Below are 12,685 nucleotides of genomic sequence, written 5' to 3' on the forward strand. Positions count from 1 at the left end.
TTCAACTTTATCTATTCAGAAATTGGCGGAAATCCTGCTGCCAGGAGGGATACACTAATTTCATGCAAACCACATAGCTCGCCGCACCGATCAAACAGGAGGCTAAAAATATTATCGCTAATGACGATTCAATAAACTGCCCTGAGATTACAACAGCAAACGTCATTCCAAGTGAAGCCAACCAAGCAGCGGAAACGGGTTTAATCTGGTAAAACCAGCTAAGCCCGAATATTTTGTTGTAGCCTTTCATACTAAACGGCATCGTTACGAAAACACGTAAAAGCATGCCAAATGCGGCTGCCATCGCACCGTAGGTAGCACCAAGCAATGCGGTAGTGGCTAACGCTACCAATGTAGCAACTACATCAGAAATCAAAGCTGTACTCGGTTTTGCTACCGCAGTAAATGATACTGGAACATAGATCCGGGCAAGGCTAATCACGGCGACTATGGCAAAGATCTGAGTGGGTAAAATCGCATCTAACCACTTATCACCAAACAGCCAGGGAACAAACGTTGGAGCCACTAAGGCCAACCCAACAAACAATGGCGTGACTATCATGGCAGTGAATTTTGTGGATGCCAGGAACAGTTGACGCAGCTCTTCTTTTTCGTTTTGTCGACGTGAAAATACAGGCAACGCGTAACTGAGCAACCCACTTGCAATAGCACTACGTGGCATTTCAACCATACGCCATGCAAATCCGAACAGACCGACTGCCGCTGTCCCTGATGTCACTCCGAGCAAAATTGGAATACCTCGAATTGAAGCGTCCCAACTTAAGCGTCGAACGCACAGCATCCAACCAACAGAACCTAGCTCAAAAAAGACTTTGCGCTGAAAGCTCAGTCCAATTCTGTGGTTGGAAACCAGAAGTAGATAAGCCAGACCGACAACTTCAATCATCACTGAGTGGGCAACCACAGCGACACTGTCAAATCCATACAAGGCCAAACCAACTCCTGAAGCGGCTCCAACTAAGCGAGATAACATCGAACGTTTTGCCAATGTATCAAATCGCCCTGTACGACGAAGTATCGCTACATAAAGCGATGCCATGCTGACTAAGATGATGTGGAGTAACGAAAATACAATTAGACCAAAGAGTTCTGTGTCTAAAGCAAGCAACCAGCAGACTACCAATATCGAAAAACTTAGGGCAACACTTAAGCTAATGCCTCCCCAAAACGCGGTATCAAAGTGCACCGACTGTGGATCTTTATGCTGAACCAGCGCATCTTCAAACAGATTGCCAAAAATGTACGCCGCCCCCTGACCAATAGACAGTGCAAGCACCGCCATACCAAATACTGACGGAGTCAGAAGCTTTGCATAAATGAAAAACGTGGCGATAGAGACAATTGTCATGCCAAACTTTTCAAATGCAATCCACAGCAATTTGATAACACGGCTATTCATTTGCAGCTTTCTTTGCGTCTTCTGCGTAGGCCTCATCGAACTTTAATCCAAGCCAGCACGTAGCATAACGTCGCAGTTTGCCGTAGCTGTTATCACGCATGACAACATCGTTACCAACAAGTAAAGACAAAATCATGCCATGAAGCCTGTCTGTATCGACAACGTTATAGGATGTAAATCGCTCAACCGCCCTTTTGATCAGGTGATTGGAGTACCATTTCCAGAATGCATCCAAACCCAAATTTAAATGCAGTTTATTTTCATATCTGGCAAGCCTTCTGGCGATGTTGTAGCAACGTTCATCAAATGGTTTGAAAAGATCATCCCAATCAAATCTGTCGCCATCTTCACCAGTATCTGTTGCTTCGATGTCTCGCCTTCTGAGGCTTAGTGTCCCCTCGGAAGTACGAACAATCCCTTTCCAGCGGTCTGACATCGCGAATGCCATATCTGGAAGCAGCTTTAGGTGTGCATCATCGAAGGCTTCACTCATTACGTCGAATGAGTGCTCATCTCGTACAAACATATAAAGATTGTTATGAGACTTAAAGAGCGGCACCTTTTGAGTCAACTGAGAAGGATCCTGGTAATGAACCGACTGAGGCATGATCAACACTTTGTTATTTGGAAATGCCTCTATGACTCGCTCGCGGAGCGACTGATGATGCGGATACAGGTCGCCGAAATTACCGCCACCGTGAAGGACCAAAACTGTGTCTTCTGAGATATCACGATAGAAAAGACGTTCCTGATTTCGTTCTGAAATGCGGGCAACGATATTGACATTCAAAGCACGAAATAGCGCTTCTGTACCTTCCGCAATAAGTAAGTCACCAACATTCAGGTGAACAGGATAATCGATGAAAATCGCATCCTGATTCTCTAAATGAGGTCGAAAGTTATCAAGCAAAGTTTGCTTCAACGAATCCAAAATCTGCTCGTTGAATGGAATGACTGGAGCAAGGTTTTCCACGTTTTTATCCCTTTGGTTTTACTGGTACAGGCTTAGCACTTTGAAGGCGCATTTTGATTCGCTGCATAACGGTCATCCCCTGAGTAGGAGAGCAGGAATCCATGTATGCCTTTGCTTGTGCGTCAGAAACAACGGCTGGTTGAGTTTTCCACGCACGAACCGCTTTTGGTACCATTCCAAATCCTTGGAAAAGCCCCTTAAACGTTGACCAGATAAGACCAGAACGAATACCTCTCCAGACCAGGATGCCGGTATGAAAAACTGCAGTTGGCAGGAAAGTTCTGAACTTGAAATGAAGATAAGTTTTGTTGCGGACATCAAACGTCCAACGACCACCGGTCCAAGCCACTCGATGCTCAGCAGACACTTTGTGACCAATCACCACCTCAGGTGAATACTTGATCTTGTAATGAGCGTTCATCAGTCGCTTAGATAGATCAACCTCTTCATGAAGGAAGAACAGGTCTGAGTCGTAACCTTTTATCCCATCAAATGCTTCTCTTCTCAGCATATGACCAGCACCGACAAATCGATCTGTGTAAAAAGTGGTTTCTGCGGCTTGGCTTGCACTGTCATGGTAAGACCAGCTTGTCAGGTCATCCTCCTGACTCCCAAAGCGCAAGATTCGGAACGCCAAGGCACCTAACTCTGGCTCAGCACGCATTAGTTCACAAGCTTTAGCAAGCTGATGCTCATCAACAAACTCTGCATCATTATCAAGAGCGACAATGAACTCTCCTGTGCCCTGGTCAGATGCCTGATTTCGACCTCCAGGTACACCCAAGTTTTGGCGATTACAAACTAATTGAATTCTAGAATCTTTAAGACAATGCTGACGCAATTTTGCCAGCCCGTCAGGTTTAGAACCCTGGTCCACAACGATCACTTTAAGGTCAATCCCTTGCTGTGAAAGTGCGCTATCAATAGCGTCCAGAGTATCGTCTATCCGATCCCATGACAGGATCGTAATATCAACTGATGGTGTGTTTACATTTTCCATTTTTTTATAACCTAGCTGTGCTCATAGCCGTAGTACTGATAAGCATCCTGCGTTTTACTTTGATCCTGATTGAGAACAACACCTTCAATCACACTCTTGTATTTGAGCATGCGAGAAATCGCGAAATTCAGTTGATTGACCTTGGTGCTGTTTGCTTTCACTACCATGACGCAAGACGTCGTCACGTTAGCCACCAACATTGGATCGCTCACTACATTCACTGGCGGAGTATCGATGATGATTCGATCATACTTTTCGCTCAGTGATTCAATCATTTCTTTATATTGTTCAGAACCAAGCAGCTCTTGAGGGTTTGGTATCAAAAGACCTGATGTCATCACATCCAGCCCTGACTCTTCATGGTGATAAATACAATCTTCCAACTCAGCTCCCATCAAGAGGTAGTTGGTCATACCCGGTTGAGCATTGCTAAGACTGAATCTCTCACCAACTGATGGCTTACGTAGGTCACAGTCAATAAGAAGCACTTTTTCCATAGCAGCAAAAGACTCCGCCAGTGCTACAGACACCGTGGTTTTGCCTTCTCCAGAAATCGGAGAGGTTATTGCAACGCACTTGCGCTTACTTTGCATAAGGCTGAGTATCAATGAGGTACGAATACTTCGAATCGATTCGCCAAAGTCTTTATGTTCTTTATCGAGGAACAATTCAGCGCCAATCTTAGATTTTCGATACTTCTTAGCTATAATTTTAGGCACGCTACCAAGCCCAGTAAGACCCACCTTCTCTTCTACATCGGCACGACGCTCAAACGTATTTCGCATTGCCTCAAGTATGAATGCTGCTGCTAAGCCAATAATAAATGCGCTCACCGCTGAAATTGCGATAATCAACACCTTGCGTGGTTTAGCTGGCACCAATGGGATACTGGCTCGGTCCGTAAAGCGGGCTATTGCATTTTGATAGTCACTCGTTGCCGATGTTTCTTTCTGGCGAGTCAGGAACAAATCATAAAGCTGGCGGTTGGTGTTCACTTCACGGCGCAGTGTTTCAAACTCGGCTTTCTTGAGTGTTACGGACTGGAATTCTTTCTTTTTCAGTTCTAACTCTCTCTTCAAGCCGCGTTCTTGCTCCAACGCCGTTGACAGTTCTTTTTCAATACCAACAACAAGCTGCTTCAGAATCTTAGTAGAACGGTTCTGTAATGCTTTCAGCTCTGCCTGAGCACGAATCATCTTGTCGTGTTTAGGTCCATAACGCTTGGATAATTCAAATACGCGCTTTTCCGCATCCACTTCATTAGAACGGATGTCGCGAATCTGCGGGTGATTAGAGACCTGCTTGATTGCATACAGGCTCGAAAGATCGGCATCACGATTTTTCTGAAGTACAGAGTAAAGGGATTCTGCCGCTAAACGGCGATCTCTGGCTTCAGACAATTGGTTGGTAAGGTTGGTCAGCTCTGTGGTAGCCAGACTGTCGATACCAGCGGCATCCACCAATCCTTCTCGCTCCATAAACTGAGCCAGTTTTAGCTCAGAGGCTTGTAATTGGAGCTGCAACTCACCCAAACGAGAGTTAATCCAAATAGAGGCTTGTTGGTTCGCTTCTAATTGAGACTCAACGTGGTTTTGAATGTAAGCTTCACCTACCGCATTGGCCACATTGGCAGCCATTAAAGGATCTTTTGATAAGAAAGTAATGTGTACCAACTGAGTATTCTTAACCGGAGTTACTGACAAATTACTCTTAAATTCACGCAACACTCGCTGACGGTGGCTGTCTTCTAGCTGCTCGTCCAACACAGGTAAAGGCTTTTTAATGTAGTTGGATAAAACGGGTAGGTTGTATACCGTTTCTTTAGCATTTTTAATAAAAGCTTTCAGCCCAGAAGGTTCACCAGAATTTGAAATCGCATTATTTGCACTTTCAATCACACCAATACCCAAATCGCTGATCACTTTTTCTGCAATTCGGTTTGAGCGAATGATTTCGTATTGCGTTTGGTAATATTCCTGCTTACTGGTATCGACACCAACTACCTGTTCGATTGATATGACTTTTTTCTGTTGATTTTCAATTAACAACGTAGATGTTGCTTTAAATTCAGGAGTAATGGTCAATACGTAAAAGGTTACACAAGCAGTAACAAAAACAGCAAAGACAACGATAGCCAGTAAATTCCTTTTAACTAGCTGAATGTATTTACTTAAATCAATGAACTCGTCATTGCGCTTTAAGTCGTCACTTTTCACTAACATAGATTTTGAATTCTTATTTTCAATGATTTAGAAGAAACTTTGCTCAATGACAATGATGTCACCAGGGTTAACAGACTGCCCAAGGGGAACCCCTTTTTGGGTCTGCCCTTCGCCATTTGGCGTAATATTGATTTTTTTACGCGCAGCTCTGTCGGTAAATCCACCAGCGAGGGCAATGGCTTTATCAACCGTCAATCCAGGTTGATACTCGTAACCGCCTGGCTTCTTCACTTCTCCATTCACGTAAATTTCACGAAAAGAAATGAAGTTAACCATCACTTTAGGGTTAATCAGGTAATCACCTTTTAACCCTTTCTCAATGGCAAGTTTAAGTTGCTGAGCTGTTTTCCCTTTTGCAACCATTTCGCCTAGGTATGGGTAATCGAAGGTGCCACTTGAGTTAATCAAAAGCTCGTTAAAAGAAAGATCCGGCTCGCCATAGACATTTATCTGAATTCGATCACCAGGTCCGATTTGGTAAGTTGTCGCAAATGATGCCGCTAGCCCCTGAAAGGACAGCAAAGAGAGCATCGCGACAAAAAAAGATAAAAATGTTTTCTTCATAACTCCAACTAATATGCAATGGCACCAGAAAGTGACCAGACTAACTGGTCATAACCGTAACCTTCCCAATTTGATGTTTTGTTCGTCTTTTTAACCCCAACAAAGAAGTCGACGATTTCATTAAACTCGTAACCCACATTGGCAGACCACTCGACTGCACGTTCGTCTCGCAACACACCATTCTGAAATGCACCGGTGTATTCCTGATTACTTACTACCGCAGTTGCGCGCGTATAAATCTGCGGTCTCCAGTAATGCTTCCACCCAACATTCAGGATGGTTTCTTTCACAAAATCCCCATCTTGATCAGGATCCCTAGCCACTTGTGAGGTCTGAATACTCCAGGTTGAGTGATACAGTGGGTTCCAGTCCAGCCCCACTAACCAACTGAGTCCAGTAAAGTCTTCACGGTCAGAATCGTCGAAGTTTTTATCCTGAATACCGACCTTGGCATATCCGGAGGTTTTCCCAGAAACATCCCATTCAAGACCAGCGTAGTAGTTGTGGGTCAAGCTATCTTGGGAAGGCACACCGTTTGCAGTGAAGTCATAATTCTTCTTAGCAATCTCGTATTCAAAAATCGCCTTTGTGTTGGTTAACCAACGATACGCAAACTTCAGTCCAGCATAACGATTGTCATAGTCTTTGAAGCGTGAACTTCTGGAGTCTGAAACACCGCCAAGATGGCGAAAATTTTTGTACTCCAAATCGCTGTAACCCAACTTGGCTTCGATTCTTCCTTTTGCTCCCGGAGCCCCGTAAATGTATGTCGTGACGATAGAGCGATTTACATATTCCAGCGGTCTGTCAATGGCTGATGAAGTATTATCACCTTCCGTAAGCCCGGTACCGCGAGCCTCATGTAAACTCGCGACTCTCAAGTCGGCTTTGATTGCATGACGCAAACCCAGCTTGATCAAGTTGCGGCTATCAAAGAAATGGTCGGTGAAATTGTCTTCTGAGCTAGAAAAGTAACGCCCATGACTGAGTCTGTAAGATAAAAGAAACTCGTTTTCTCGTGGTTGAAACTTCAAAGACACACCGGGGTCGACAACAAGGAAAGACGTTGAAGTCGCATCGTTTGAGTCAGACACTCTCAACAGGTTGTCATTCTGACCAAACCGGGCTTTGAACCCAGGAGCAACTTCAATACCAGACTCTGTGACAAAAGGTTCAGCTGAGATTGGAGCAACGTTTGCCAACGCCATTATTCCCGACACAAGACATAAGGAACGTTTTACGAAATACTTCATAGTCTTACTGCTCTCTGCGTTAATAAGCTGCTTTGCCTGTGAACCCTTTAAATATAGTCAGAAATACGATCTTTAGATCCATGCCAAACGACCAATTCTGGATATACGCAAGGTCAAATTCGACACGTTTTTCCATCTTGTCAATGGTGTCTGTTTCGCCTCGGTAACCGTTCACCTGAGCCCAGCCAGTAATCCCCGGCTTCACTTTATGACGAAGCATGTAGCGATCGACTATTTGACGAAACTCTTCGTTATGGCTGACAGCATGAGGCCTTGGACCAACGATAGACATTGAGCCCTGAAGAACATTAAAAAACTGAGGAAGTTCATCCAATGACGTCCGGCGAATAAAAGAACCGAAGCGAGTAACACGCGGATCGTTCTTCGTGGCTTGCTTAACTACCGCGCCGTTATCCATCACTTTCATTGAACGGAATTTCCAGACTTTGATCTTTCTTCCATCCAGACCATATCTGTCCTGCTTGAACAAAACAGGTCCCGGAGACGAAAGCTTAACGCCTAACGCTACGGCAAGAAGCACAGGTGATATCATCAGTAGAATGATGGAAGACAAAACGATGTCTTCAAGACGCTTGATCCACGAAGAGAAACCATTGAATGGCGTATCAAATACACTCAGTGTGTGAACATCGCCGATGTGGTGCCATCTTGAATGCAGAAGGTTGTATGTGAAGAAATCAGGAACCAGATAGGTATTGGCTGTAGTGTCGGAAAAACGAGCCAAGAAATCTGAGATTCGCTTGTTAGCATGAAGCGGCATCGCAATGTAGACGTGTTCGATTTCGCCTTTTTTTGCTCGCTCCAAAGCTTTCTCAACATTTCCTAGAATTTTGTAAGACGTCGATTTCTGCAGGCGCTCAGCGTTTCTTTCATCGTAAAAACCTTCCAGAACCACACCGTGTTGAGAGTTGCGCTCAATCTCGCGTGCCAGCTTTAGTCCGTGTTCAGTCAAACCTATAATTACGGCCCGACGGGTATTGAACCCTTTTTTACGAAGGTTAAGTAATGCGAAACGATAAACACATCGCCATAGCATTAGGATAACGGGTGCGACAACAAACCACGCACCAATAACGACACGTGAGAAATCGACACCTGTTTTTGTGAAGTAGCCTAAAGCAAGAAGAATTACGGTTGCGACAAACCAAGGAAGGAGAGTCAGTTGGCACTGCTCCCGGAGCGTATTTGTACGCCATGATCGATAGAGGTTTGCACTTTCTGCACACAGTAGATACGAGATGATCGCTATAACACCAATAAGGTTGTAATCACGATTAAACTCGCCTACATAAAGCAAGGTTAAAACAAAAAGGGAACCACCTATTATCCCAATATCAGCTAACCGAAATAAGAAAGCAAACTCAGTCTCATAAGAGCGGATCAAGCCCTTTCTTTTCCATATCCATATCTGACCGATAGTTGTGTTGATTTAAAGTACACGCAATTGCGTACCTCTTTACTTATTAATTCACACCTAACCATTCAGACGAACATAGATACCTATATTATCTGTCAGGTTAAGTGTAACCATAAAAGCCAGAAAGAGCTACGCGATTAGTTATTATGATTGATAATTCGGTAGATAATTTATCGAAAAATTGAAATTATTTAAGTGGTTAAAAGAATGATTTTAGTAGGCACTAAATTTAGTACTTCAATTCATCCTAAACTAGTGCCTATTTGTCATCGTTTTTAAGCAAGAAGGGCGTTACAGGTGTTTTTTAGCCCAAGCCATAGCTTGTAGGCGGTTCTTAACCTCAATTTTCTTGAAGATATTGTAGAGATGTGACTTGATAGTATGCTCACTTATGAATAACTTATCTGCGATTTCAATATTTGATTCGCCCGTCTTCAAAGTTTCCAGGATTTCTATTTCTCTACGGGTCAGGTCCACCTGAATAGCTTCATCTTCCATGTAGCTTGAATCATTTTTTTGATAAAAGCTCAGCAATTGATTAATCACTTTTCTGGGTAACCAGTTTTCTCCCTGAGAAATGGATAACAATCCATTACATACGCTTTCTAAGTCGTCCCCTGCACCAAAACACCCGTGAAGTTTCTTCCACTTAACTAGCTCTTTAAATTCAATGTCTTGCTCACTATTAAGCAAGACTACAGCCGCCAACTCTTCAGATTTAGCCAATACTGCGGCGATCCAATCAATGTTGTCCTTAACACTCAAATCCACAAGTGCAATGAACTCTTGTCCCGTGAGAAGTCCGTTTTCTAAGCCATCATAATCTACCACTGTCACCGTAAGTGGCACATGCGATTCAACGTAACTCTTGAAATAGTTACTTTGAATATTCTTGTTGGTAATGAACATTATATTAGCTTTATTGCTTGCGTTATCCATACTAATACCAATTTTCCATCAGTCTATGTTAATGCCTTTTTTGTAAGAGTATCTCCGTACTCATTGTTTTCTAGCATCATTCTTATCTAGTCAACCGACTTAATAAAGTAAGCAGAAACTTGAGAGTATACAATTGCCAAGTGACTTTGCAAAAAAAACTATTCTATATATATACCTTTATAACTTCTTTCTTAGTATTGAGACGAGAAATACCCACATACTAATAAGGTAGATTTATAAAACTTTTCTCTCAATTCCTCTTTCTAATACATTTCTAAACTCAGTACTAGAATATTAGTGCAAACTGAGAATGCCAGCCAAAAAAGTGCTAGGGTCATTGCAACGTAGAGACAGTACGATATTCGATGCCACTTACCATATTGCATTCATTTGAATGCATGACATCAACCGCAAAAATAATCATCAAGCTTATAAATATGCAATTTATTGTTGATTTATTTCAATTTAATTGAGCTTTAATTTACGCTGGGTTACCACTATCACAGATCCCCCAATACCCCTGGGCTACACTTAAGTTTTAACACTTGGTATTGGAATTTATGAGCAATAGTCAAAGAGAGATAACACTACGCTTTCTGGCTGAACCGACAGACGTCAATTTTGGTGGCAAAGTTCACGGTGGCGCCGTAATGAAGTGGATTGACCTCGCCGCATACGCCTGTGCGGCTGGGTGGAGTGGTAAATACTGCATTACAGCCTACGCAGGCGGCATTCGATTTGTCGCCCCTATACGAGTAGGTAATCTGGTAGAAGTAACAGCCAAAGTCATATACACCGGTCGCTCTTCAATGCACATTGCACTCGATGTGCAGGCGGGAGACCCAAAATCCGCATCCAAGATACTCACTACGCACTGTATCGTTATCATGGTGGCAGTGGATGAAAATGGTCAGCCCACCCAAGTCCCTGAATGGGTGCCTTCTACCCCAGAAGATATCGAACTCAGAGAATCAGCGATTCGCTTGATGGAAATGAGAAAACAGATTGGTGCTGAGATGGAAGCCCATGTTAAAGGTAAATAACTGATTTAACGTATGGCTCACTTTATCACTGTGGCACGAAAAGTGAGCTCTTCTTAAAATTCTTAAGCGTGAGCAATATCACAGCTATTTTCTTTCTTATTTGGCTCATAAACTCTTTCACGGTAGCTAACAAAACCACTCATTTCCAAGGCACTGTATTTGCGGAAAAACCTCATTTTCGACTAAGCCCACTGTCATCATTTCTTAACGAATTTTTGCTTCAATGTGCGATGCTTCCTTTATCTGAAAGCACGAAGTTTCCTGCCAATGGAAACAAAATTCAGCATACACAACAGCAAGAAGCTTTTAATCAACAATGATGAAATTAAGTGAACAGACAATCCGGAATCTTAAGTCAGTGGAATATCAGTGGGTAAGAACTCTGTATGTGGAGGGCTATCAATCCAATGAAATCAACCACTACATTCAGACGTGCTTTGGAGGTGATGAGGTGTTTGCGGATTTATTTCGTCGTGTGGCTTTGGATCAGGAGAGCATATACGTATTGATGCAACACTTGGGTTGGGCTCCATCCAGCAAGGAAAATCTTTAGCACTCCTCACTTACAGTTTTCTCACTAATAAGATTGAAGTGAGCCGCAATTTCATTGATAGGTTGATTACTAAGTGTCGCTCAGCCTTTGCAAGTCAAGATTTCCTGTTATATTCACAAAGTCTCCTTTAGCAAGTTCTAATTTGGAAAGCTCACACGCTTTACCGGATGCACGCTTTCCATAGCAGTAAATAAAAAGCCCAAGCTTAAAGCTCGGGCTGTTGTTACAAGAAACTGTCAGCAAAATGTAAGGAACTCGGCTAACAGCCAGCTATGCGTAACCAAGTAATTTTTTTGTGTACTTGAATCAACTGATCAGCGGCCAAACCAATTTGTTGATTGTACACAGATTATTATACTCGTGAATAAATCACGAACCTCTATTATCCTTTAACTCCACCCGCTGTCAATCCTCCAATTAGCCACCTTTGCGCGAGTAAGAACACGATAGTAATTGGAATTGCAGATAAAACAGCCGCTGCAGCGAAATCTCCCCATAGATAATTTTGTGGATATAAGTACTGTTGCATACCTACAGCTAAAGTATAGGTCTCTACATCAGAAAGAAGCAAGGAAGCGACAGGAACTTCTGTGATTGCCGCAATGAATGCCAGAATAAAGACCACTGCGAGAATTGGAACAGAAAGTGGTAACAGAACCAGCCTGAACGCCTGCCACGGAGTCGCGCCATCCAAGGCTGCAGCTTCTTCCAGTGAGGAATCAATGGTCTCGAAATAACCTTTTATCGTCCACACATGCAAAGTTATCCCTCCAAGATACGAAAAGATAAGCCCTCCATGGGTGTTTAGACCAACAAAGGGAATGTATTGCCCTAACTTATCGAACAATGCATAAAGTGCGACCAGCGCCAGCACAGCAGGAAACATCTGAAAAATCATCATGGCTTTCAGTATGGTTTCCTTTCCACCAAACTTTAAACGAGCAAACGCGTAGGCTGATGTGGTAGACAAAGCCACAATCAACACGGAACTTACGGCAGCCACCTTCACAGAATTCCACAACCAGAGCAAAACCGGGAAAGGCGGTGGTGTAACAGAACCATCTTCATGCGTAACAGAAAAGCCAAGTGCCAGTTTCCAGTGTTCCATCGAAGGATTAGATGGAATGATCTCGCCTGTAGCAAAATTGCCTTCTCTGAATGAAATCGCAATGACCATGACGAGTGGGAATAGAATCAACCCCAGAAAAAGCCACAATGCGGCATGCGTTGCCCAGACTCGATACCTGAGCGATTTTCCTTGAACCATTGGCATATTATTC

At 43.2% G+C, this 12,685-nt stretch carries 11 protein-coding genes; 2 read left to right on the top strand and 9 right to left on the bottom strand.

Annotated features, from left to right (window positions below):
- Positions 1-7 precede the first annotated feature (7 nt).
- The 8 genes from QMG91_RS25745 to QMG91_RS25780 all read right to left on the bottom strand — a co-directional run bounded on the left by QMG91_RS25745 (position 8) and on the right by QMG91_RS25780 (position 9,809).
- The gene (locus tag QMG91_RS25745) at positions 8-1,420 is read right to left on the bottom strand and encodes an oligosaccharide flippase family protein (protein WP_281830859.1); all 1,413 of its coding nucleotides are present in this window, start codon (positions 1,418-1,420) and stop codon (positions 8-10) included.
- Complete coding sequence (locus tag QMG91_RS25750) at positions 1,413-2,393, bottom strand: polysaccharide pyruvyl transferase family protein (protein ID WP_281830860.1); 981 nt, start codon at positions 2,391-2,393, stop codon at positions 1,413-1,415. The genes QMG91_RS25745 and QMG91_RS25750 overlap by 8 nt, the downstream gene beginning before the upstream one ends.
- A gap of 4 nt (positions 2,394-2,397) precedes the next feature.
- Positions 2,398-3,393 (bottom strand): glycosyltransferase family 2 protein, encoded by a 996-nt coding sequence (locus QMG91_RS25755; protein WP_281830862.1) that lies wholly within the window; start codon positions 3,391-3,393, stop codon positions 2,398-2,400.
- A gap of 11 nt (positions 3,394-3,404) precedes the next feature.
- Positions 3,405-5,615, bottom strand: a complete 2,211-nt coding sequence (locus QMG91_RS25760) for a GumC family protein (protein ID WP_281830864.1) — start codon at positions 5,613-5,615, stop codon at positions 3,405-3,407.
- Between the two features lie 27 nt (positions 5,616-5,642).
- Positions 5,643-6,179, bottom strand: coding sequence for a polysaccharide biosynthesis/export family protein (locus QMG91_RS25765; protein ID WP_004401477.1), 537 nt, complete (start codon positions 6,177-6,179; stop codon positions 5,643-5,645).
- Between the two features lie 8 nt (positions 6,180-6,187).
- Positions 6,188-7,432 (bottom strand): outer membrane beta-barrel protein, encoded by a 1,245-nt coding sequence (locus QMG91_RS25770; protein WP_281830866.1) that lies wholly within the window; start codon positions 7,430-7,432, stop codon positions 6,188-6,190.
- Positions 7,433-7,451: 19 nt separating this feature from the next.
- On the bottom strand, positions 7,452-8,837 hold the full coding sequence (locus tag QMG91_RS25775; RefSeq protein WP_409351272.1) for an undecaprenyl-phosphate glucose phosphotransferase: 1,386 nt from the start codon (positions 8,835-8,837) through the stop codon (positions 7,452-7,454).
- Between the two features lie 324 nt (positions 8,838-9,161).
- The gene (locus QMG91_RS25780; protein ID WP_022561795.1) at positions 9,162-9,809 is read right to left on the bottom strand and encodes a LuxR C-terminal-related transcriptional regulator; all 648 of its coding nucleotides are present in this window, start codon (positions 9,807-9,809) and stop codon (positions 9,162-9,164) included.
- 560 nt (positions 9,810-10,369) lie between these two features.
- Here QMG91_RS25780 and QMG91_RS25785 point away from each other — a divergent pair.
- The gene (locus QMG91_RS25785) at positions 10,370-10,852 is read left to right on the top strand and encodes an acyl-CoA thioesterase (RefSeq protein WP_281830868.1); all 483 of its coding nucleotides are present in this window, start codon (positions 10,370-10,372) and stop codon (positions 10,850-10,852) included.
- A 316-nt stretch (positions 10,853-11,168) separates the two neighbouring features.
- Positions 11,169-11,405, top strand: a complete 237-nt coding sequence (locus QMG91_RS25790) for a hypothetical protein (RefSeq protein WP_022561796.1) — start codon at positions 11,169-11,171, stop codon at positions 11,403-11,405.
- 382 nt (positions 11,406-11,787) lie between these two features.
- Here the strand turns inward: QMG91_RS25790 and malG are convergent, their stop codons facing one another.
- Positions 11,788-12,678 carry a maltose ABC transporter permease MalG gene (gene malG / locus QMG91_RS25795; protein WP_281830870.1) on the bottom strand — a complete coding sequence of 297 codons (891 nt, stop codon included), beginning with the start codon at positions 12,676-12,678 and terminating at the stop codon, positions 11,788-11,790.
- Between the last annotated feature and the right edge of the window lie 7 nt (positions 12,679-12,685).

The sequence above is a fragment of the Vibrio nigripulchritudo genome, from assembly GCF_027924785.1.
GTDB classification, from domain to species: Bacteria; Pseudomonadota; Gammaproteobacteria; order Enterobacterales; family Vibrionaceae; genus Vibrio; species Vibrio nigripulchritudo.